The organism is Rhodococcus sp. TAF43, assembly GCF_052113525.1.
Lineage (GTDB): Bacteria > Actinomycetota > Actinomycetes > Mycobacteriales > Mycobacteriaceae > Prescottella.
On record NZ_JBFRDL010000001.1, the window covers coordinates 280409 to 303392 of the forward strand.

19 protein-coding genes and 1 pseudogene are annotated in these 22984 nt (G+C 68.8%); 10 read left to right on the forward strand and 10 right to left on the reverse strand.

Annotated elements, in window-relative coordinates:
* Positions 1–3 precede the first annotated feature (3 nt).
* From AB4Z09_RS01370 to AB4Z09_RS01380, 3 genes are all read left to right on the forward strand, one after another.
* Positions 4–924, forward strand: a complete 921-nt coding sequence (locus tag AB4Z09_RS01370) for an ABC transporter ATP-binding protein (RefSeq protein WP_174909537.1) — start codon at positions 4–6, stop codon at positions 922–924.
* Entirely contained in the window at positions 921–2570 is a 1650-nt protein-coding gene (locus AB4Z09_RS01375; RefSeq protein WP_442239007.1) for an ABC transporter permease, read from the forward strand. The genes AB4Z09_RS01370 and AB4Z09_RS01375 overlap by 4 nt, the downstream gene beginning before the upstream one ends.
* 86 nt (positions 2571–2656) lie before the next feature.
* Positions 2657–2998 carry a YciI family protein gene (locus AB4Z09_RS01380; protein ID WP_114719493.1) on the forward strand — a complete coding sequence of 114 codons (342 nt, stop codon included), beginning with the start codon at positions 2657–2659 and terminating at the stop codon, positions 2996–2998.
* A gap of 52 nt (positions 2999–3050) precedes the next feature.
* On the opposite strand, the gene glgP is transcribed toward AB4Z09_RS01380, so the two are convergent.
* The 3 genes from glgP to AB4Z09_RS01395 form a co-directional block, all read right to left on the reverse strand.
* Positions 3051–5651, reverse strand: a complete 2601-nt coding sequence (gene glgP / locus AB4Z09_RS01385) for an alpha-glucan family phosphorylase (RefSeq protein WP_442239008.1) — start codon at positions 5649–5651, stop codon at positions 3051–3053.
* Positions 5652–5661: 10 nt separating this feature from the next.
* On the reverse strand, positions 5662–7053 hold the full coding sequence (locus tag AB4Z09_RS01390) for an FAD-binding protein (protein WP_174914609.1): 1392 nt from the start codon (positions 7051–7053) through the stop codon (positions 5662–5664).
* A 71-nt stretch (positions 7054–7124) separates the two neighbouring features.
* A complete protein-coding gene (locus tag AB4Z09_RS01395; RefSeq protein ID WP_174909534.1) occupies positions 7125–7688 on the reverse strand; it encodes a peptide deformylase in 564 nt (187 codons plus the stop codon).
* Between the two features lie 45 nt (positions 7689–7733).
* On the opposite strand from AB4Z09_RS01395, the gene AB4Z09_RS01400 reads away from it, so the two are divergent.
* The 4 genes from AB4Z09_RS01400 to AB4Z09_RS01415 all read left to right on the forward strand — a co-directional run bounded on the left by AB4Z09_RS01400 (position 7734) and on the right by AB4Z09_RS01415 (position 14096).
* Positions 7734–8279, forward strand: coding sequence for a PadR family transcriptional regulator (locus tag AB4Z09_RS01400; protein WP_442239009.1), 546 nt, complete (start codon positions 7734–7736; stop codon positions 8277–8279).
* Positions 8280–8406: 127 nt separating this feature from the next.
* Positions 8407–10416, forward strand: a complete 2010-nt coding sequence (locus AB4Z09_RS01405; RefSeq protein WP_442239010.1) for a maltotransferase domain-containing protein — start codon at positions 8407–8409, stop codon at positions 10414–10416.
* Positions 10413–12608, forward strand: coding sequence for a 1,4-alpha-glucan branching protein GlgB (gene glgB / locus AB4Z09_RS01410; RefSeq protein ID WP_442239011.1), 2196 nt, complete (start codon positions 10413–10415; stop codon positions 12606–12608). The genes AB4Z09_RS01405 and glgB overlap by 4 nt, the downstream gene beginning before the upstream one ends.
* 27 nt (positions 12609–12635) lie before the next feature.
* Positions 12636–14096, forward strand: a complete 1461-nt coding sequence (locus tag AB4Z09_RS01415; protein WP_442239012.1) for a metallopeptidase — start codon at positions 12636–12638, stop codon at positions 14094–14096.
* Positions 14097–14127: 31 nt separating this feature from the next.
* Here the strand turns inward: AB4Z09_RS01415 and AB4Z09_RS01420 are convergent, their stop codons facing one another.
* The 3 genes from AB4Z09_RS01420 to AB4Z09_RS01430 form a co-directional block, all read right to left on the reverse strand.
* Positions 14128–15039, reverse strand: coding sequence for a tetratricopeptide repeat protein (locus tag AB4Z09_RS01420; protein ID WP_442239013.1), 912 nt, complete (start codon positions 15037–15039; stop codon positions 14128–14130).
* Between the two features lie 106 nt (positions 15040–15145).
* Complete coding sequence (locus AB4Z09_RS01425; protein WP_442239022.1) at positions 15146–15523, reverse strand: DUF3817 domain-containing protein; 378 nt, start codon at positions 15521–15523, stop codon at positions 15146–15148.
* A gap of 78 nt (positions 15524–15601) precedes the next feature.
* The gene (locus AB4Z09_RS01430) at positions 15602–16795 is read right to left on the reverse strand and encodes an acetyl-CoA C-acetyltransferase (RefSeq protein WP_442239014.1); all 1194 of its coding nucleotides are present in this window, start codon (positions 16793–16795) and stop codon (positions 15602–15604) included.
* Positions 16796–16886: 91 nt separating this feature from the next.
* Between AB4Z09_RS01430 and mce the strand changes: the two genes are divergently transcribed.
* Positions 16887–17366, forward strand: coding sequence for a methylmalonyl-CoA epimerase (gene mce / locus AB4Z09_RS01435; RefSeq protein ID WP_442239015.1), 480 nt, complete (start codon positions 16887–16889; stop codon positions 17364–17366).
* Positions 17367–17464: 98 nt separating this feature from the next.
* A complete protein-coding gene (locus AB4Z09_RS01440; RefSeq protein ID WP_174909522.1) occupies positions 17465–18421 on the forward strand; it encodes a hypothetical protein in 957 nt (318 codons plus the stop codon).
* Between the two features lie 5 nt (positions 18422–18426).
* Here the strand turns inward: AB4Z09_RS01440 and AB4Z09_RS01445 are convergent, their stop codons facing one another.
* Together AB4Z09_RS01445 and nucS are read right to left on the reverse strand one after the other, a co-directional pair.
* Entirely contained in the window at positions 18427–18759 is a 333-nt protein-coding gene (locus AB4Z09_RS01445) for an ATP/GTP-binding protein (protein ID WP_174909520.1), read from the reverse strand.
* Positions 18760–18800: 41 nt separating this feature from the next.
* On the reverse strand, positions 18801–19490 hold the full coding sequence (nucS, locus tag AB4Z09_RS01450; protein WP_114719469.1) for an endonuclease NucS: 690 nt from the start codon (positions 19488–19490) through the stop codon (positions 18801–18803).
* A 38-nt stretch (positions 19491–19528) separates the two neighbouring features.
* Between nucS and AB4Z09_RS01455 the strand changes: the two are divergent.
* A pseudogene (locus tag AB4Z09_RS01455) lies at positions 19529–21099 on the forward strand (adenylate/guanylate cyclase domain-containing protein).
* Between the two features lie 2 nt (positions 21100–21101).
* On the opposite strand, the gene AB4Z09_RS01460 reads toward AB4Z09_RS01455, so the two are convergent.
* Complete coding sequence (locus tag AB4Z09_RS01460) at positions 21102–22331, reverse strand: MFS transporter (protein ID WP_442239016.1); 1230 nt, start codon at positions 22329–22331, stop codon at positions 21102–21104.
* 62 nt (positions 22332–22393) lie between these two features.
* Positions 22394–22705, reverse strand: coding sequence for an ArsR/SmtB family transcription factor (locus AB4Z09_RS01465; protein ID WP_174909516.1), 312 nt, complete (start codon positions 22703–22705; stop codon positions 22394–22396).
* Between the last annotated feature and the right edge of the window lie 279 nt (positions 22706–22984).

Consider the following 22984-nt stretch of genomic DNA (forward strand, 5'->3'; position numbering starts at 1 on the left):
GCGATGGACCCGGTGATCTCGGTTCGTGGCCTCGCCAAGCGTTTCGGTGACGTCCATGCCCTCGACGGCCTCGACCTCGAGGTCGGCCCCGGCGAGGTCCACGGCTTCCTCGGCCCCAACGGATCCGGCAAGTCCACCACCATCCGGGTGCTGCTGGGTCTGCTGCGCGCCGACGGCGGCGAGGTGACCGTACTCGGCGCCGACCCGTGGCGCGACGCCGTCAGCCTGCACCGGCACCTCGCGTACGTGCCGGGCGATGTGAACCTGTGGCCCAACCTCACCGGCGGCGAGGCCATCGACCTGTTCGGACGGCTCCGCGGGGGCCTCGACGAGGCGCGGCGCCAGGAGCTGATGGAGCGCTTCGAACTCGATCCCACCCGCAAGGGCCGCACGTACTCGAAGGGCAATCGGCAGAAGGTCGCGCTGATCGCGGCGCTGGCCGCCGATGCACAACTGCTGATCCTCGACGAGCCGACGTCGGGCCTGGACCCGTTGATGGAGGCGGTGTTCCAGCAGTGCATCGGCGAGGCGACGCGGGACGGCCGCACGATCCTGCTGTCGAGCCACATCCTGGCCGAGGTGGAGTCGCTGTGCGGGGTGGTCACGATCATCCGCGCCGGCCGGACGGTGCAGAGCGGCACCCTGCGCGAGCTGCGCCACCTGACCCGGACCACGATCACCGCCACCACCCGCGAGGCTCCGGACGGGCTCGCCTCGATGCCGGGTGTGTACAACCTGCAGACGCTCGTCGACCAGGACAACGGCATCACCTTCGACGTCGACTCCGACCGGATCGATTCGGTCATGTCGACGCTCACCGGACTCGGCGTGCTGACGATCACCGCGCACCCGCCGACGCTCGAGGACCTGTTCCTGCGCGAGTACAGCGACGAGTTCGACTCGCTGGGCATCGAGCGACGATGACGGCGCAGGTCGCGGGCGTCGAACGGGTCACCGGACCGGCCGGGACCTCGACGACGGACCGTCTCGCCGGGACGTGGACGCTCACCCGGTTGGCGCTGCGGGTCGACCGGATCCGGCTGCCGGCGTGGGTGATCGCGGTCGGCGGCTCGACGGTGCTGCTGGCGTCGAGCTACCAGACCCTCTACCCCACCCCGGAATCGCGTCAGGCACGCGCCGCCCTCATCGAGTCGCCGGCCGCGACGTCGCTGGCCGGGCCCGGCTACGGACTGTCCGACTACACGCTCGGCGCGATGGTGGCGAACGAGATCGCGGGGATGACGATGATCGCCGTCGCGGTCATGTCGGTGCTGTTGGTGACCCTGCATCTGCGGACCGAGGAGGAGTCCGGCCGCGCCGAGATGCTGCGTTCGGCCGTGGTCGGCAGATTCGCGCCGATCACGTCGGGACTCGCAGTGGTGCTGTTGGCGAACCTGCTGATCGGACTGGTCCTCGGGCTCGGTCTGACCGCGGTGGGACTGCCGGCCGTCGGGTCGTGGAACCTGGCCGCCGGGGTGTTCATGGTCGGTCTGGCGTTCGGCGCGACATCGGCCCTGTTCTCGCAGGTCACCGAGCATGCCCGCACCGCGAGCGGACTGGGTCTGGTCGCGGTCGCGGCCGCGTACCTGCTGCGCGCGATCGGGGACGTCCGCGCCAAGGAGGACGGCAGCGTGTGGTCGTGGCTGTCGCCGATCGGCTGGGCGCAATCCACCCGCGCGTACGTCGACGAGCGGTGGTGGCCATTGCTGCTGGGCCTCGGCGCGGTGGTCGTCGGTGTCGTCCTCGCCTACGCGGTGGTGGGCCGACGCGACATCGGCGCCGGCCTGGTGGCCCCGCGGGGCGGCCGGCCCCGCGCGAGCAGCACCCTCACCGGGATCGCCGCGCTGACGGTGCGCATGCAGCGCAACCAGATCGTGGCGTGGGGAATCGGCGTCGTCGCGCTCGCCTTCCCGATCGGGGCGCTGGGCCAGCAGGTCGCCGACTTCGTCAATCAGGACCCCCGCCTGGCCGGGCTGCTGCCGGGAGGCGAGGCCAACGCCGCGCAGGGCGCGTTCGCGCTGTACCTGGTGTTCCTGACCATCATGGCGTGCATGTACGCGCTCACCGCCGTCCAGTCGGCGCGCAACGAGGAGACGTCGGGCCGGGCCGAGGACGTCCTGGCGAGCCCGGTCTCCCGCTGGCGGTGGCTGGGCGCGCAACTGGCCGTGATCACTGTCGCGACCGCGTTGATCGTGCTGGCGGCGGGTGCCGCGATGGGCATCACCGCGGCCGCGACGCTGCACGACGGTTCGATGTTCGGGCGCCTCGTCGGCGCCGCCGCGAACGGACTGCCCGCCACACTGACGATCATCGGGCTGACCGCGGCGGTGTACGCGTGGTTCCCGCGCCTGCTGGCGGTGGTGTGGGTGTACCTCGGTTACGCGCTGGTGATCGGGATGTTCCTCGAGGTCCTGCCCGACTGGACGGGATGGGCATCGCCGTTCCATTTCACACCGAACCTGCCGGCGGACACGTTCGACATCGCGCCGCTGATCGTGCTGCTCGTCATCGCGGCGGCGCTCTACGTGCTCGCGCTGGCCGGGTTCCGGCGCCGCGACATCCAGTCCTGACGGATGAGGATGACCGTGGCGAGCAGCGGATGTCCGACGGGGAGCGGGGGTGTCCCGGTGACAGTACGGAAGAAGGAGTCGACGCGATGACGAAGTACCTGATCTCGTTCCCGAGTGGCGCCATGGTCTTTCCCGCCGAGGATCTGCAGGCAGTTTCGGATGCGGCGCACGCGGTGGTCGAGGAGGCGAAGGACGCCGGCGTCTGGGTGTTCGGCGGCGGAATCGACGAGAGCGTTCCGCCCGTCCTGGTCGACGGGGACGGCACGGTGACCGAGGGCACGTACCCGCAGACGAAACAGCTCGAAGGCGGCTACGCGCTCCTCGAGTTGCCCTCCCACGAGGCGGCCCTGGAATGGGCTGCGAAGATCGCGGCTGCCTGCCGGTGCGCGCAGGAGGTCCGCGCGTTCCAGTACGACCCCGCCAGCTGACGGGTTCGGCCTCGCGGGGAATCATGCCCCGCGGTGTCGAAGCGGTCTCGACCTAGACGTACGGCGCCGCGACGAGTCCCAGCTCGGCGTCGGTGGCGAGCAGGTCGTGGTGCGGCAGGACACGGACGGTGTAGCCCACCGACCCCGACACCGGCAACGGTGTGGTGGCCTCGAACACCTCCCCCAGCCCGTCGGTGCCGGTGTGCACCATCGGCACGGCCGTCAAGTCGGTGAGGTCCTCGGTGGGGCCCACCTTGCCGAGCACCGCCTGCACGACTACGTCCTCCGGCGACAGCCCACCGAGTCGGACGTACGCGCGCAGCGACAGATCGGCGCCGATCTCGGGGTTGTCGGGCAGCCCGGCGCTGTCGACCTGCGCCACCTGCACACCCGGCCATACCGCACCCACCCGGCGCCGGTACTCGGCCACCTCGCGGGCACCGGCGAAGTTGTCGGGCAGCATCTTCCGGGCCGCGGCCGCCGCCGGCGCGTAGTACTCGACGGCGTAGTCGCGGACCATGCGCGACGCCAGCACCTTCGGACCCAGGGTCTGCAGCGTGTGACGGACCATCTCGAGCCAGCGGGTCGGCAGCCCGCCGCCGTCACGGTCGTAGAAGCGTGGCAGCACCGACCGCTCGAGCAACTCGTACAGTGCGGTGGCCTCGAGGTCGTCGCGGCGGGTCTCGTCGGCGACACCGTCGGCGGTGGGGATGGCCCAGCCGTTCTCCCCGTCGAACATCTCGTCCCACCAGCCGTCGCGGATGGACAGGTTCAGTCCGCCGTTGAGCGCCGACTTCATGCCCGACGTCCCGCACGCCTCGAGCGGGCGCAGCGGGTTGTTGAGCCACACGTCGCAGCCCCAGTACAGGTACCGCGCCATCGACATGTCGTAGTCGGGCAGGAACACGATCCGATGCCGGACGTCGTGCTGGTCGGCGAACCGCACCACCTGCTGGATCAGGGCCTTGCCGCCCTCGTCGGCGGGGTGACTCTTGCCGGCGACCACGAGCTGCACCGGACGCTCGTCGTCGAGCAGCAGCGCGCGCAACCGCTCGGGGTCCCGCAGCATCAGGGTGAGGCGCTTGTACGTCGGGACACGCCGCGCGAACCCGACGGTCAGGACGTTCGGGTCGAACACCTCTGTCGTCCAGCCGAGCTCGGCCTCGGTCGCGCCGCGCTCGAGCCATGACGCGCGCACCCGGCGACGAACCTCGTCCACCAACTGCGCACGCAACGTGTTCCGGGTCGACCACAGTTCACCGGAGTCGATCTCCCGCAGCCGTTCCCAGCCGCGGGCCTCCTCCAGCAGGCCCGGCCCCACGAGTCGGCGTCCGAGGTCCATCCACTCACGGGCCGCCCACGTCGGAGCGTGCACGCCGTTGGTGACCGAGCCGATCGGCACCTCGGCGGCGTCGAAGCCGGGCCACAGCGACTCGAACATCTCCCGGCTCACCGCGCCGTGCAGCTTCGAGACCCCGTTCGCGCGCTGGCCCAGCCGAAGTCCCATGTGCGCCATGTTGAACACGCCGGGGTCGTTCTCGCCGCCGAGCGCGAGGATGCGGTCCACCCCCAGTCCGGGCAGCAACGTCGACTCCTGCTCGCCCTCGCTGCCGCCGAAGTAGCGGCGCACCAACTCGGTCGGGAACCGGTCGATACCCGCCGGGACCGGGGTGTGCGTCGTGAACACCGTGCCGGCGCGCACCGCCGCGAGCGCGGCGTCGAAGTCCAGTGCGGAGGTGGTGATCAGCTCCCGGATGCGTTCGAGGCCGAGGAAACCGGCGTGTCCCTCGTTCATGTGGAGCACCTCGGGATCGGCGATCCCGTGCGCGCGGGTGTAGGCGCGAACCGCCCGCACACCGCCGATGCCGGCGAGGATCTCCTGCTTGATCCGGTGGTCCTGGTCGCCGCCGTAGAGCCGGTCGGTCACGGCGCGCAGTTCGGGATCGTTCTCCGCGATGTCCGAGTCGAGCAGCAGCAGCGGCACCCGGCCGACCTGCGCGATCCACACCCGCGCCCGCAGCACGCGGCCGCCGGGCATCGCGATGTGGATCAGCACCGGCGCGCCGGGTCCGCCGTTCTCGGCGCTCTCGGTGAGCAGCCGCAGCGGCAGCCCCTGCGGGTCGTGGGCCGGGTAGTGCTCGGCCTGCCAGCCGTCCGCGGTGAGCGACTGCCGGAAGTAGCCGGAGCGGTACAGCAACCCGACGCCGATCAGCGGCAGCCCCAGATCCGACGCGGCCTTGAGGTGATCGCCGGCGAGGATGCCGAGCCCGCCGGAGTAGTTCGGCAGCACCTCGGTGACACCGAACTCCATCGAGAAGTACGCGATCCCCGTGGCCAGCGCGGCACCCTTGCCGAGCTGGTCCTGGTACCAGCGGGGCCGGGTCAGGTAGTCGTCCAGATCGGCGGCCGAGCGGTCCAGCTCGGCCAGGAACGCCTGGTCGGTCGCCAGTTCGTCGAGCCGGTAGGGATCGACCTCGCCGAGCATCCGGACCGGGTCGTGGCGCACCGCCGTCCACAGGTCGGGGTCGATCGACGCGAACAGATCCTGTGTCTCCGGATGCCACGACCAGCGCAGATTGGTCGACAGCGGCCCCAGGGCCGCGAGACGCTCGGGCAGGTGGGCTCGGACGGTGAACCGACGCAGGGCTTTCACGCCGCGAACACTACCGACTTTCGACACCACCGATCAGCTGAAGTCGGCGGGCCAGGTCCGAGACGAACACCCTCTCCGGGTCCATCCGGTCCCGAACGGCGCGCCATTCGGCGAGCCGCGGATACATCTGCTCGACGCGTTCGGGTGTGGTGCGGGAGTCCTTCGCGAAGTAGAGCCTGCCGCCGGCGGCGAGGACGCGCTCGTCGAGCTCGTCGCAGAATCGGCCGAGTCCCCTCCTCATGGGGAAGTCGAGGCTCAGCATGAATCCCGGGTGCGGCCACGACAGCGGGGCCGGGTTGCCGTCGCCCATCCGCTTGAACACGTTGAGGAACGAACGGTGACCGGACTCGGCGATCCTGCGCACGATGTCGGCGAGCTGCTGCTCGGCACCGAACGGGATCGAGAACTGGTACTGCATGAAGCCTTCGCGCCCGTAGGCCCGATTCCATTCTCCGAGCAGGTCGAGCGGGTGGTAGAACTGCGTCAGATTCTGGATGGTGCCGCGACCGTGCTTCGGGTAGACGCGATACGCGGCCTCCGCAGCGATACGCACGGTGAAGCGGTTGACCATCCCGTTCGGGAAGACGTCCGGGACCGTGAACAGCTGCGGGGCGTTGAACCGCAGGGGATCCCGACGCAGCTTCGGCGGCAGTTGATCGAGCGTCGCCAGCGATCCCCGGGTGAACCCTGCCCGACCCAGCTTCGGACCGGTCGAGATCGTGTCCGGAACCGACATCGAGTAGTCGTAGCCGTCGTCGGAGCCGCCGGTCAGCAGTTCCATCGTCTGGTCGAGGTCGGCGGTGCGGTCGTGGTCGGCGATGAAATAGGCGGTCTCGGTGTGCTTCATGCGCACTCGCGCCCGCACCACGATGCCCGTCAATCCCATTCCCCCGACCGTCGCCCAGAACAGGTCGCGATCGGCGCCGGTCGGCGAGAGCGTGCGGATCGTGCCGTCGGCGGCGAGGAGGTCGAGCGACTCGACGTGGTTGCCGAAGCTGCCGTGCGAGTGGTGGTTCTTGCCGTGGATGTCGGCGCCGATCGCGCCGCCGACGGTCACCTGCCGCGTGCCCGGCAGGACGGGCACCCACAGACCGTGGGGCAGAACGGCGCGCATCAGCGCGTCGAGGCTGACGCCGGCATCCGTGTCGACGACGCCCGAAGCCGGATCGATGTGGTGGATGCGGTCGAGGGCGGTCATGTCGACGACGAGCCCGCCCGCGTTCTGTGCCGGGTCGCCGTAGCTGCGTCCCAGGCCGCGGGCGATGACGCCCCGCGGGCCCGATCGCTGCACTGCCGACGCGATCACGTCGAGGTCGGGCGTCGAGAGCACGTCGGCGGTCGATGCCGCACGCCTCCCCCACCCGCTGAGCGAACACCGCGCGGTTTCGAACTCGGCTGTCACAGTCACCGCGCCACGATAGGCGCCGTCGACCGCCGATGTCGCGAGAATCGGTGGGCCTCCGTGGCGACGTTTCAGCCGAAGGCGCCGTCCGTGGATCCGGGGAGCCACGAGCCACCCGGCTCGGTCCACCCCCGCAGCTTGATCATCTTGCGAGCGGCGCGTCGATGACGGCCGATCAAACGATCCACATAGAGACGGCCCTCCAGATGGTCGACCTCGTGTTGGAAGCATCGCGCGAGGTATCCGGTCGCCTCGACGACGATGGGCCGATCTCCCGTGTCGACTCCGCTGACTCGCGCCCAGTCGGCGCGACCCGTGGGGAACCGCTCGCCGGGAACCGAGAGGCACCCCTCGAGTTCATCTGGGTCCGGCATCGTCTCCGGCCGCTCCGAGGTTTCCAACGTCGGATTGATCACGCACCCACGATGACGAACACCGTTGTCGATCAGGTCGTACACGAACACCGCGCGCGGATCACCGATCTGGTTTGCGGCGAGACCCGCACCGTTCGCTGCCGTGTTGGTCTCGAACATGTCGGCGACGAACGCCGCGAGCTCGGAGCCGAAGCGCGTCACAGGGACCGCCGGAGTTGCCAGAAGAGGATCGCCGGCGATCACGATGGGTCTCACAGTCATCCAAACGAGAGTACTCAAATACGAGTACTCGTGTACAAAGGACGAATGAATCCCACGCGGTTGTTCGTTCTGGGAGCACTGGCCAAACGCGGGCCGATGCACGGGCATCAACTGCGCCGGGACGCCCGCGTGGACCGCGCCGACCTGTGGTCGCAGGTGAAACCCGGGTCTCTCTACGGGGCACTGCACAGGCTCACAGAGGAAGGACTCATCCGCCCCCTCCGCACCGAGCAGGACGGGACGCTTCCCGCGAGAACGATCTACGAGATCACCGACGAAGGCGGCCGCGAGCTACGAGCGCTTCGGGACGAAGCACTCAGCGAGATACATCTCAAGCCCGACCCGGTCGATCTCGCCCTAGCCGTCAGCTCGGACATCGACCGAGAGATCCTGCGCGGTTACATCAGCGACCGCGTCGCCGCACTGCGCGCACGTCAGTCCCAGTTGAGCCACCAACTCGACCGGCGATGGCCCGACCAGAGCAAAGCGGACGATCTGATCCTCGAACACGCACAGATGCGCGTTCAGGTCGAGATCGATTGGCACGAGCGAGTTCTCGTTCATATCGACAAGCTCGACCAGCACTCCTGACGCGCGCGCGGGCCGACGACACGTGATTCGTCCGCACGATCCCCGCGCGTCGCGATCCGCTGAACTACGGTTGACCCATCACGATCGCCCCCACGGGGCAAACGCCTACCGACCGAACGGAGTCCGCGTGCCAGGTCGCCTCGCCATAGACGACGTGCTGCCCTCGATCGACGACGGTCGTTTCCCGGCCAAGGCCGTGGTCGGCGAGGTGTTTCCGGTGTCCGCCACGGTGTGGCGGGAGGGACACGACGCGGTGGCGGCGACGCTGGTCGTCGAGGGCCCCGGCGGACCGTCCGACACGGTGCGGATTCCGATGCACCCCGGGCCGCAGCTGGACTCGTTCCACGCGACGTTCACCCCGACCGCGGTCGGGACGTGGAGCTACCGCATCGAGGCGTGGGGTGACCCGATCACCACGTGGCGGCACGCGGTGGAGGCGAAGCTCGGCGTCGGTCAGGGGCCCGCGGATCTGGCCAACGACCTCGAGCTCGGCGCGCGCCTGTTCGAGCGGGCGGCCGGCGGCGCGGACCGGTTCGACCGCGACCGCCTGCTCGCGGTGGCGGCCTCGCTGCGGTCGGACCGGCAGCTGCCGGTCCGGGTCGCACCGGCGTTCGCGTCCGATGTCGCGGAGGCACTGCGCGCGCGGCCGCTGCGCGAACTGGTGACCGCATCGCGCCCGTACGACGTGGTGGTGGACCGCCGGCGCGCCCTGTTCGGGTCCTGGTACGAGTTCTTTCCCCGCTCCACCGGCGGGTGGGACGCGCACGGCGCCCCGCGGCACGGCACGTTCGCGACCGCCGCGGCGGACCTGCCCCGCATCGCCGCGATGGGTTTCGACGTCGTCTACCTGCCGCCGATCCATCCGATCGGCGAGGTGAACCGCAAGGGCCCCAACAACTCCCTCACCGCCGGCCCCGACGACGTCGGCTCACCGTGGGCGATCGGGTCGGCGGACGGCGGTCACGACGCGATCCATTCCGACTTGGGCACCGAGGCCGACTTCGAGGCGTTCGTCGCCGACGCCGCGCGGCTCGGGCTGGAGGTGGCGCTCGATCTCGCGCTGCAGTGCGCCCCCGATCATCCGTGGGCGCAACAGCATCCCGAGTGGTTCACGCAGCTGCCCGACGGCACCATCGCGTTCGCCGAGAACCCGCCCAAGAAGTACCAGGACATCTACCCGATCGACTTCGATCACGATCCCGACGGCATCCATGCCGAGGTGCTGCGCGTCGTCCGGCACTGGGTCCGGCTGGGCGTCAAGATCTTCCGCGTCGACAATCCGCACACCAAGCCGCCGCGCCTGTGGGAGTGGCTGATCGACGAGGTGAAGAGGACCGACCCGGACGTGCTGTTCCTGTCCGAGGCGTTCACCCGGCCCGCACGCCTGTACGGGCTCGCCAAGCGCGGGTTCACGCAGTCGTACACGTACTTCACGTGGCGGGTGAACAAGTGGGAGCTCACCGAATTCGGTCACGAGATCGCCGCGAAGGCCGACGAGGCCCGGCCGAACCTGTTCGTCAATACCCCCGACATCCTGCACGAGAGCCTGCAGCACGGCGGCCCGGGCATGTTCGCGTTGCGGGCCGCGCTCGCGGCGACGCTCTCGCCCACGTGGGGCGTGTATTCCGGCTACGAGCTGTTCGAGCACGTCGCGATCCGCCCCGGCAGCGAGGAGTACCTGGACTCGGAGAAGTACCAGCTGCGCCCCCGCGACTACGCCGATGCCCGGGCCCGCGGTGAATCCCTCGAGCCGTGGATCACGACGCTGAACCGGATCCGGCGAGCACACCCGGCGCTGCAGCAGTTGCGGAACCTGCACTTCCACCACGTCGACAACGACGCGCTCGTCGCGTACTCCAAGTTCGATCCCGTCACCGGCGATGCCGTCCTGACCGTGGTGAACCTCAACCCGTTCGGCGCCGAGCAGGGTTTCGTGTCCCTCGACATGCCGGCCCTCGGCCGCGACTGGCACGACCACCTGTCCGTGCACGACAAGGTCAGCGGCGAACAGTACGAGTGGGGGCAGCACAACTTCGTCCGCCTCGAACCGTGGCGGGCGTCGGCGCACATCCTGGCGCTGCCGCCGATCCCCCTCGAGGCGCGCAGACGCCTCGCCGACCGGGAGCACAATCCGTGACCCCGCCCGTCGAGGTGTGTCCACCGGATCCGCGTGACCTGACTCTGCTCACGCAGGGCACCCACCACGATCCGCACGCGGTCCTGGGTGCGCACCCGCACCCCGACGGCACCGTGATCCGGGCGCTACGCCCGGGCGCCGAATCCGTCTCGGTGCGGATCGGCGGGCGCGATCACCCGCTGCAGCGGGTCGCCGACGACGTCTTCAGCGCGCTGGTCGCGGTCGACGACGTGGCGGACTACCGCCTCGTGGTGACCTACCCGGGCGCGTACACGGTGGTGACCGCCGACGGGTACCGGTTCCTCCCGACCCTCGGCGAACTGGATCTGCACCTGTTCGGGGAGGGCCGGCACGAGCGGCTCTGGGACATCCTCGGCGCGCATCCGCGCACGTACGACACCCCCGACGGCGTCGTGCACGGCACGTCGTTCGCGGTGTGGGCGCCCGGTGCCCGCGGCGTCGCGGTCACCGGCGACGTCGACCTGTGGGGCGGGCGGACCTTCCCGATGCGCGTGCTCGGTTCGACCGGGGTGTGGGAGGTGTTCGTCCCCGACGTCGGACCCGGTGAGATGTACAAGTTCCGGATCCACGGCCGCGACGGCAGCGTCCGCGACAAGGCCGACCCGATGGCGTTCGCGACGGAGGTTCCGCCGGCGACCGCGTCGATCGTCACCGCCTCGACGCACCGATGGTCCGACGGCGAGTGGATGGCGGCCCGCGCCGGCACGGAGCCGAGCCGGGAACCGATGAGCGTGTACGAGGTCCACCTCGGATCGTGGCGTCCCGGACTGAGCTACACCGAACTCGCCGACGAACTGAGCACGTACGTCATCGAGGCCGGGTTCACGCACGTCGAACTGCTGCCCGTGGCCGAGCACCCCTACGGCGGCTCGTGGGGCTACCAGGTGACGTCGTACTACGCGCCGACCGCCCGCTTCGGGACGCCCGACGACTTCCGCGCGTTCGTCGACCGGCTGCACCGGGCCGGGATCGGCGTCATCGTCGACTGGGTGCCGGCGCATTTCCCCAAGGACCACTGGGCGCTGGCCCGGTTCGACGGTTCCCCGCTGTACGAGCACGCGGATCCGCAGCGCGGCGAGCAACTCGACTGGGGCACCTATGTGTTCGACTTCGGCCGCCGCGAGGTCCGGAACTTCCTGGTCGCCAACGCCCTGTTCTGGCTCGACGAGTTCCACGTCGACGGTCTGCGTGTCGATGCCGTGGCCTCGATGCTGTACCTCGACTACTCCAGGCCGTCCGGCCAGTGGACACCCAACGTCCACGGGGGTCGCGAGAATCTCGAGGCGGTGGCGTTTCTGCAGGAGATGAACGCGACCGTGCACAAGCATCACCGGGGTGTCGTGACCGTCGCCGAGGAGTCGACGTCGTGGCCGGGCGTCACGCGCAGCACCAACGTCGGCGGACTCGGGTTCACCATGAAATGGAACATGGGCTGGATGCACGACACCCTCGGGTACCTGCAGCGCGACCCCGTCCACCGCACCTTCCACCACCACGAGATCACGTTCTCGCTCATGTACGCGTGGAGCGAGAACTACCTGCTGCCGATCAGCCACGACGAGGTCGTCCACGGCAAGGGCACGCTGTGGTCGCGCATGCCGGGTGACGACTACGCGAAGGCCGCGGGCGTGCGTGCGCTGCTGGCGTACATGTGGGCGCACCCCGGCAAGCAGTTGCTGTTCATGGGGCAGGAGTTCGGGCAGCGGGCCGAGTGGTCCGAGGAGCACGGGCTCGACTGGCACGAACTCGAGGACCCGGTGACCGGCGACCTGCACCACGGCGTCCACGCCCTCGTCTGCGATCTCAATGCCGTCTACCGCGCCAATCCGGCGATGTGGACGCTGGACACCTCCCCCGGCGGATATTCGTGGATCGACGCGAACGACACCGAGAACAACGTGCTGAGCTTCCTGCGGTACGGCAGCGACGGCTCGATCGTCGCCTGCCTGTACAACTTTTCGGGGTCGGCGCACGAGAAGTATCGTGTGGGCTTGCCCGAACCGGGCAATTGGTCTGAGATCCTCAATACCGACGCGCTGCAGTACCAGGGGTCGGGCTTGGGCAACTTCGGCGCGGTGACGGCCCTGGAGCGGCCGTGGCACGGTCGGCCGGCGTCGGCGGAGGTGACGCTACCGGCGAGTGCGGCCATCTGGATGCGGCTGGAAAGGTGAGGGACACGCGGTGACTGGGCGGGATCGGTGACACGCACTCGGCGACCGGCAGGCGCCGTCGCGACATCCCTCGTGCTGGTGGCGGTGGCGATGAGCGCGGCCGCCGGATGCTCGTCGACCATCGACGGGCGCGCGGTGTCCATCTACGACGATCCGTTCACGGTGGCCGGACTCCCCGCGCAGGGCGGTCCGAGTGGACCCCGTGAGGGTGCGCCGGACACGTCCCGCACCGTGACCGACGGCGACGGCGGCGCGATCGACACTCTCGCCGCGAACGCGATCGCCGACATCGAGGACTACTGGACGGCGGAATACCCGACGATCTTCAAGGGCAGATTTCAGCCGGTCACCGATCTGTTGTCGTGGAACCCCGACGACACCGGCGGCCACCGATTCTGCGGGATGGCCACCGAGGACCTCGTCAATGCGGCGTACTGCGTCAAGCAGGACACGATCGGCTGGGACCGCTCCTACCTGCTGCCGGGCCTGGTCGACACGTTCGGGCCGATGTCGGTGGTGATGGTGCTGGCGCACGAGTACGGTCACGCGATCCAGCAGAAGGCCGGACTGGTGGGCGAGGACGATCCGGGCATCGTGTTCGAACAACAGGCGGACTGTTTCGCCGGCGCGTTCATCCGCCACGTCGCGGAGGGGCGCGCCGCACGTTTCACCCTCAACACGTCCGACGGACTCAACTCGGTTCTCGCAGCGACCGTCTCGGTGCGCGACACCGACCCCAGCGATCCCGAGTCGATTCACGGTTCGGCATTCGAACGCGTCACCGCGGCCCAGATCGGATTCACCGACGGGGCGGGCGCGTGCACCCGCATCGACGCCGACGAGATCACGTCGCGACGGGCCGACCTGCCGCAGCGGTTCGACGGACGCAACGACGACGGTGAGCTGCCGGTGACGGAGGAATCGCTGACGGCGATCTTCGACTCCTTCGGGAGGGTGTTCGCCCTCACCGACCCGCCCACCCTCGATCTCACCGGGATCGACACCGACTGCCGAGACGCGAGTGCCACCGAACCGGTCTCGTACTGCCCCGCCACCAACACGATCGGCGTCGACGTCCCGGCCCTCGCCGAACGTGGGCGCCCGAGCACGGTGACCGGCGACGACGTCCTCAGCGCCGACGTCACCGGCGACTACGGCGCGTACGTCCTGCTCGCCTCCCGCTACACCCTCGCGGTGCAGAAGGCTGCGGGGCTGTCGCTGTCGGGCCCACAGGCAGCGTTGCGCGCGGCGTGCCTGTCGGGCGCGGTCACCGCGGCGCTCAGTCCGGATCAGGCGGCCCCCACCGACACGCGCACGGTGTGGCTGTCGCCCGGCGATCTCGACGAGGCCATCTCCGGCCTGTTGTCCGACGGCCTGGCCGCGAGCGACGTGGACGGCAACACCGTGCCCAGCGGGTTCTCCCGCGTGGACGCGTTCCGCACCGGTGTCCTCGGCGGACAGCAGACCTGCGACGGCCGCTATCGCTGAGGAACGCCGATGGACGCGGGTCCCGCGCCGGTCAGTACAGCGCTGACGCGAGCTTCCGACGGGCCGCGACCAGGACCGGCTCGGCCGGGTCGAACAACTCGAACAGCTCGAGCAGACGGGTCCGCACGGCCGTCCGGTCGTCGCCGGCCGTGCGACGGACGAGCGCGATGAGCCGGTCGAATGCGGCCTCGGGCCGCTGCGAGTACAGCTCGGCGTCGGCCGCGGCGAACTGGGCATCGATCGAGTCGAGCTGCGCGTCCGCGGCCGTGATCGCGTCGTCGGGCAGCTCCTGCACCCGACCGAGGAACCGGACCTGCCGCAGCGCGGCGAGTGCCTGCTCGTTCGCGGGCTCGGAGTTGAGAATCAGGTTGTAGGCGGCCTCGGCACCGGCGAAGTCGCCCTCGTCCAGCGCGTTCTCGGCGGCCACGAAGCGGGGATCCTCGGGTTCGGGCTCCTGCTCGGCGCCGTCAGCGGACGGCGGGCCGGCCAGCTTGCCCTTGACGGCCTCCTGCAGGGCGGCGATCCACTGGCGCAACTGCGGTTCGGGCTGGGCACCGGCGAAGTCCGCGAGCGGCTGGCCACCGGCGATCGCGACCACCGTTGGGACGGACTGGACACCGAACGCCTGCGCGATGCCGGGGTTGGCGTCGACATCGATCTTTGCGAGGACCCAGTTGCCGCCGCCCTCGTGTGCGAGCTGCTCGAGCACCGGGGACAGCTGCTTGCAGGGTTCGCACCAGGTGGCCCACAGGTCCACGATCACCAGGACCTGCATGGACCGTTCGAGCACCTCGGCCTGGAAGGTGGCCTCGGTGACGTCGATGACCGGTGCGAGACCGGTGGTGCTCACGGGGGCCGAGTCGCCTGCGGGCGGGCCCGCGGGCGCGCTCGGCGGCTGCTGCGCACGGTCCCTGAGACCGGACAGGTCGACGGCTCCGGACATGGCCGCAGCGGAACGAGGGGACGGACGAGAACCAGGTCGAGTCACGGATTCAGTTTGTCACGAGTGGCGGGCGGGCAGCCATTCCGGCCCGCCACCGGAGCGTCCGTCAGGCGAGAGCGGGCTCGGACTTCGCGGAACCCGTGGTCGACAGCTCGCCGAGGCGCCCGTTGCGCGCGGCCCACATCTCGAACCAGATGGTCATGAACGGCGGAATGCTGGAGACCATCGCGAGCGCAAGCGTCTTGAAGTTCCACTTGACCGCGCGCGCGGTGAACAGCGCGACGATCACGTAGATCACGAAGATGGCACCGTGGATCGGTCCGAAGATCTTGACGCCGAGCTCCGGGCCGCCATTGATCTCCGGGATGTGCTTGAACGCCATGCCGATCAGGAGCCCGGCCCAACTGAACGCTTCCAGGACGGCCACGCAACGGAAACGTTTGGGCCACGAGCTGAGATCGAAGAAGTTCGCCATGGCCGCCATTGTGCCCGACAAACTACGACACCCCGTAGTTGAGACTCGTCACAGTCTCGACCACGGGGTGCCGTCGAGGGGTATGAACTACTTCTTCGGGACCCGGACGATCAGCGCGTCGCCCTGTCCGCCACCGCCGCACAGCGCCGCCGCGCCGATGCCGCCGCCGCGTCGCTGCAGCTCGAGGACCAGGTGCAGCGCGATGCGGGCACCGGACATGCCGAGCGGGTGGCCGATCGCGATCGCGCCACCGTTGACGTTCACCTTCGCGGCGTCGATGCCCAGCTCCCCGGTGGACGCGATGCCCACGGCCGCGAACGCCTCGTTGATCTCGACCAGGTCCAGGTCCTTCGGGTCGATGCCCTCACGCTCGCACGCGCGGGCGATCGCTCGCGCCGGCTGCGACTGCAGGGTCGAATCGGGACCCGCGACGACGCCGTGCGCGCCGATCTCCGCGATCCACTCGAGACCCAGCTCCTCGGCCTTGGCCTTGCTCATCACGACCACGGCGGCGGCACCGTCGGAGATCTGCGACGCGGTGCCGGCGGTGATCGAACCGTCCTTGGCGAACGCCGGACGCAGCTTGGCCAGCGACTCGACGCTGGTGTCGGCGCGGATGCCCTCGTCCTCGGTCACCACGATCGGCTCACCGCGACGCTGCGGAATCGTCACCGGCACGACCTCGTCGGCGAACAGCCCGTCCTTCCACGCGCGCGCAGCGTTCTGGTGCGAGGCGGCCGCGAACGCGTCCTGCGCCTCGCGGGTGATGCGCTGGTCCTGGTCCTGGTTGCGCTGCTCGGTGAGGTTGCCCATCGGCTGGTCGGTGAAGATGTCGTGCAGGCCGTCGTACGCCATGTGATCGCGCAGCGTCACATCGCCGTACTTGAAGCCCTCACGGCTCTTCTCGAGCATGTGCGGCGCCCGCGACATCGATTCCTGGCCGCCCGCGACGACGACGTCGAACTCGCCGGCACGGATCAACTGGTCGGCCAGCGCGATCGCGTCGACACCCGACAGGCACACCTTGTTGACGGTCAGAGCGGGAACACTCATCGGGATGCCCGCGGCCACGGCCGCCTGACGTGCCGGCATCTGCCCCGCGCCGGCGGTGAGGACCTGACCCATGATCACGTACTCGACCTGCTCGGGCGCCAGCCCGGCCTTCTCCAGCGCACCCTTGATCGCTACACCGCCGAGGTCGGAGCCCGAAAGGTCCTTCAGGGATCCGAGCAGCCGTCCGACGGGGGTCCGGGCCCCGGCAACGATGACAGAAGTGGTCAAGATTCCTCCAGCGGTCGATCTTGGTCCGGGGCGGCGGTCTGAGCCGTGACCCGGCGCGAACAGTTCAAACGGTAGCGCTACCGTCTGATACATGACATCTTCCTCCCCCAGCACCGCCGCGAGCGGACTGACCTCCGAGCTCGTGACCGCGATCGACCACGTCGGTATCGCAGTGCCGGATCTCGACGCCGCCATCGCGTGGTACGGCAAGCACCTCGGCATGGTCAACCTGCACGAAGAGGTCAACGAGGAGCAGGGCGTCCGCGAGGCCATGCTCGGATACCCGGGCCAGGCTGCCGGCGCCACCGCGATCCAGCTCCTCGCTCCTCTGAACGAGAACTCCACGATCGCCAAGTTCATCGATCGCAGTGGCCCGGGCCTGCAGCAGCTGGCCTTCCGCGTCACCGATATCGACGCGATCAGCGCGCAGCTCCGCGCCGACGGCGTGCGTCTGCTGTACGACGCACCGCGCCGCGGCACCGCCGACTCGCGCATCAACTTCATCCACCCGAAGGACGGCGGCGGCGTGCTCATCGAGCTCGTCGAGCCGGCAGCCGACGGCGGACACTGACCCGGAGTTTTCCGATGCCGCCGCGGAGTGGGCCGGTGTGACGACGCCGGTCCCACTCCGCGGGCGCCGAGGCCATCGTCGCCGGTAGATTGGCAGCCATGGCCTACGATCACGACCGCGGCATGCCGTTCACCATCGTCCGCAAGGGATACGACAAGGACGAGGTTCGGCGCTACTACGACCGTTTCGATTCCGAGCTCCGCCTCACCGCGACCGACCGCGACGCGGCCGCCGCGCAGGCTCGGGAACTGGCCATTCAGCTCGAGGACGCGCGGGACGAGATCGACGAACTGCGCCGCGACGTCGACCGGCTGTCGGTGCCGCCCACCACCGCGGAGGGCATGAGCGAACGCATCTCTCGCATGCTGCGCCTGGCCTCCGACGAGGCCTCCGAGGTGCGCGCGAAGGCGGAAGCCGATGCCGCGGAGATGGTTTCGGTCGCCGAACAGGAGAGCGAGCGACTCCGTCAGCTCTACGAGACGAAAATGAGCGAACTCGAGGACCGGCGTGCGGCCCTCGAACGCGAACACGAACAGACCATGACGGCGGCCCGGGCCGAGGGCACCCGGATCGTCGAAGCGGCCGTGGCCGAGCGCGACCGTCTCACCGCCGAGGCCGAGGCGAAGCGCGCGCAGGTCCAGCAGGACTTCGAGATCACGATGGCCGAGCGCCGCGCCAAGGCACTCGCAGCCATCGAGGAACTCGAGACCAACAGCAAGGCCGAAGCCCACCGTCGTCTCACCGACGCCAGCCGGGAGGCGCAGCGACGCCTGCAGGTCGCCACCGAACAGTCCGACCGCAAGATCGCGCACGCGAAGGAACTCGCCGAGGAACTGCGGGTGTTGCGCAGTCGAATCCTCGCTCAGCTGCTCGGTATTCGAGGCCAGCTCGATTCGGTACCGGCGATGCTCGCCTCGGTCAACCGCGAGTCCGAACTCCTCGACAACGCCGAGTCCTCGGCGGCGGCGTCGGACGGTGAATCAGCCGATTCGGGTGACGGATCCGACGAATCCGATTCGCCGTCGGACGAGCAACTGCCCGCGCGAACCAAGTAGCTCGGCTAGGACCAGCGACGCGTCAGTCCCCGTGTGCGACGGCCGGCCCAGCACCCCGTGTGCCAGTGCCGGCGGTCGTCCGCGCCACCGGAGTCGGACGGCCACGCCACGACGTGCGCGACACCGGGTCGCACCTCCTGATCGCAGCCCGGGCAGCGGTACGTCTTCGTGGCCCGCGCACCCGGAATCTGCCGGACCATGAAACGTTCGTCGTCGTAGCCGGACGGACCCGACTCCTCGCGGGCGAGAGCGTTTCCGAACAGGCTGCCGTCACCGACATGCCCATCGGCCGACTCGCTGCGACGGTGGGGTTTGCGGGGCTGATTGCGACGCGGCACCACACCAGTCTAGGGGCCGGTCGTCACGCTCCTGCGAGCGCTCAGAACAAGCGGAACTCGGTACTCTCGGTGCCCCGCAGCGCCTCGTAGTCGAGGACCAGGCAGCGAATACCGCGGTCCGTCGCGAGCGTCTTGGCCTGCGGCTTGATCTGCTGAGCCGCGAAGACACCGGTTACGGGGGCCAGCAGCGGATCCCGATTGAGTAGTTCGAGGTACCGGGTGAGCTGTTCGACGCCGTCGATCTCGCCGCGCCGCTTGATCTCGACGGCAACCGTGGCCCCATCGGCGTTGCGGCACAGCAGGTCGACGGGACCGATCGCCGTCATGTACTCGCGGCGGATGAGCGTGAACCCCTCCCCCAGCGTTTCGACGTGTTCGGCCAGTAGCTCCTGCAGATGCGCCTCGACGCCGTCCTTCACGAGTCCGGGATCGATGCCGAGTTCGTGACTCGAGTCGTGCTCGATCTCCTCGATGGTGATCTGCAGTTCCTCGCCGGCCTTGTTCGTGACCACCCACAGCTGCTTGGGGGCACCGTCTTCGGTCTCGCCGTCGGTGGTCTCGGCAAGCCAGCACGGCGGGCTCATCCAGTTCAGCGGCTTGTACGCGCGATCGTCGGCGTGGATGCTGACCGAGCCGTCCGCCTTGATGAGGAGCAGCCGTCGGGCCATCGGCAGGTGGGACGTCAGGCGACCGACGTAATCGACACGGCAACGAGCAATGACAAGACGCACTCGGCCCACCCTAGTGGATCGAATACTCTCGAACGACCATGGACCCGCGCCGACCCGTCGACACGCCACTAGGCTCCCGTCTGCTCGGAACGCCCTCGGAGACACCGCGCATCCGACGGATCCGGGTCCAGACCCTCCTCACCACGTCCCTGCTCGGGGCCAACCTCGTCGGCGCCACCGTCGTCGCGGTGCTCGTGACCTTCGTCGTGCCCGGACCGGAGCTGCTCGAGCCGAAGTTCCGGTTCCTCAACTTCATCTTCGTCCCGGTGTACCTGGCCGTCGCACTGATCGTCGGAACCATCATGGGGACCACGCGCGCACTGCACAGCCTGCAGTGGATCGTGCAAGACAGGCCACCCACCGAAGCGGACAGTTGACGGCACTGACGATGCCGTGGCGGCTGACCAGGATGCAGATCGGCCAGTGGACGATCGCACTTCTCCTGCTGACCCCCGCGTATGCCCTCGTCGACCCGGAGACCGTTCCGAAGATCGCGTTCACCATCGCGTTCGGCGGCATCACCATCTGCGCCTTCAGCCACCTCTTCAGTGAGTTCGCGCTGCGACCGGCCTCGGCCCGCGCGCTCGAGACCGGCGGACGGCCGAATGTGCGACTCGGCGGCGTCGTCGGACGCACCCTGCTCGCCTGGATCCTCGGCACCGGCGTCCCCGTCGCCGGGTTGATGATCGTCGCGGCGTACAGCCTCACCAGCCACGACACCACACTTCCCCAACTCGTCATCGCCGTTCTCGGGCTCGGTGCGATCACCCTCTTCTTCGGGCTGCTGCTGATCCTTCTCAACGCCCGCGCGACCGTCGCACCCATCCGCTCCGTCAAATCCGGCATGAGCCGGATCGAGGAAGGCAACCTCGATACCCGGGTCGTCGTGTACGACGGCACCGAACTCGGCGAACTCCAGTCCGGGTTCAATCGGATGGCCGACGGCCTGCGCGAGCGCGAGCGGATCCGGGACCTCTTCGGGCGGCATGTCGGCCAGGATGTCGCCGAGGCCGCACTCGTCGCGCCGCTCCGCCTCGGCGGTGAGGAACGCGACGTCGCGATCTTCTTCGTCGATCTGGTCGGCTCGACGGAACTCGCCGCGGCGCGGCCGCCCGGTGAGGTGGTCGACCTTCTCAACCGGTTCTTCGAGGTGGTGGTCGACGAGGTCGACCGCCACGGCGGGTTCGTCAACAAGTTCGAGGGCGATGCTGCACTCGCGATATTCGGTGCGCCGCGCGATCTTCCGGACGCCGCCGGTCACGCGCTGGCCGCGGCGCGAGCCATCCGACGCCGACTCCCGATCGAGGTTCCGGAGTGCCATGCCGCCATCGGCGTTGCGGCCGGCACCGCAGTCGCCGGAAACGTCGGGGCCCGTGAACGGTTCGAGTACACCGTGATCGGGGATCCGGTGAACGAGGCCGCGCGGCTGTCGGAGCTGGCGAAGACCATCCCGGGAGCCTTGATCGCCTCGGACCGCGCAGTCGACGCCGCCGATCCGTGGGAGTCGCGGCTGTGGATGCTCGGCGACGCGGTGACGCTCCGTGGCCGGGTGGTCCCCACCCGTTTGGCGATGCCCGTCGACACTCCGGCAGCGGAATCGACCGGCTGACGTCACGCGCGGGCAGCCACGGTCTTCTCGGGCTGAGCGAGGAGACTGTCAACGGAAGGCCGGCCGACCGTGAGGCGCGCGACGATCGCGATGAGCGCGAGGACGGCAAACACAAACCCTGCCCAGGGAACCTGGTGGATCCCGAACTGCGACACGAACCAGCCACCCACGGCGGTACCCACCGCGATGCCGAGGTTCGAGAACGAGATGAAGAGACTGTTGCCGAACTCGGGCGCCGCTGACGCGTCGACGCCCAGCCAACTCTGACTCACGATGAGCCCGCCGGAATGCACTGTGCCCCAGACGATCACCACCGCCACCATGGGGACCAGGTACGGCCCTGCGGCGTAGACGAGCAGGTACAGGCAGGCACAGAGAATCGGGAAGCCGAGGACCGTGCGGACCAGGTTCTTCTGCAGGAGACCGCCGAAGAGGAAGTTCCCGATCGTCATCACCACGCCGAACATCATCAGCATGACACCGGTCCAGGCACCGTCCATATCCGTGACCTGGATCAGGTATTCGGCGAAGTAGCTGTAGACGGAGAACATCGCGGCGAAGACGAACACGATGGAGGCGATCGTCAACCAGAGTCGTGGTCGGCGCATGATGCGGACCTGCGCACCGTAGGAGATCCGCTGCCCGACAGGCTCGGCCGGCAGCAGAGCGAGGATGCCAACGAAGGCGACGAGGTTGACTACGCCGCCGAACGAGAACGCCGCCGCCACGGAGATGTGCTCGGAAAGGTACGCGGTCAGCGGAACGCCGAATGCGAAACCGATTGTGACGCCGGCGAACACCTTCGTCGCCGCGCGCGTGGCCTGTTCGGCGGGCACAAGACGGGCTGCAGTCGCCAGGGCCACCGAGAAGAAGACCGGGTGGAACAGGGCGGGGATGACACGGAATGCGAACATCACCTCGAAGCTGCTGGTCGCCGCGTACACGAAGTTCGACAGCGCGAAGACTGCGATCGCCGCGAGCAGTACGGTCTTCCTGTTGATTGCGGATGCCAGCAGCGTCACGAACGGCCCGAATGCCGCGACCACAAGGGCGAATATCCCGACCAACCAACCGGCCGTCGCGGGCGCGATGGCAAACTTCTCGGAGATCTGGGGCAGCACCCCGATGATCCCCATTTCCGTCGTGATGATTCCGAACACGCCCACGGCGAGCACGAGAATGATGTGGCTCGACTTCTTCATCGGTTCCTTCCACGCGAGGCGCAAGACCACGCGAGAATCCTTTTACATCGATACATCTAGATATCTAGATAGATTGCGGCGCGCGAATGCCCTCACAACGAGTTGCGCACATAGTCCGAGAACTCCTCGATCACCCTCTCGTTCCTGCGGTAGTACGTCCACTTACCGACGCGATCCGACTCCAGCAGGCCGGCGTCTTTCATGATCTGGAGATAGCTCGAGACGACCGACTGCGCCAGGCCTGCCTTCGACTGGATGTCCCCGACGCACACGCCGATGTGGAATCCGAGATCCTGCTGAACGTACGACTGCTCATCGAAGTAGCGCGCCGGCTCCTTCAGCCACTGCATGATCTGCAATCGCGTCGGGTTGGACAGCGCCTTGAAAATCGCCAACGGCTCCACCGCGCGCCCGCCTCTCCACTCACAGCCCGCCCATACGCGAACGTATCTATTTTTATAGATGCATCATCGGAAGTCAACTGGGCTCCAATCCGTCTGGTCACCCGGATCCCGCTCTCGCCGTCTGCCGGGCGGAGGGGTTTCGGGTGCAGACATGCGGAAATGCCGAAGGCCCCCACCCTGATGGGTGGGGGCCTTCGGTGAAAGGGTGTTCGGCGGTGTCCTACTCTCCCACACCCTGTCGGGTGCAGTACCATCGGCGCTGGAGGGCTTAGCTTCCGG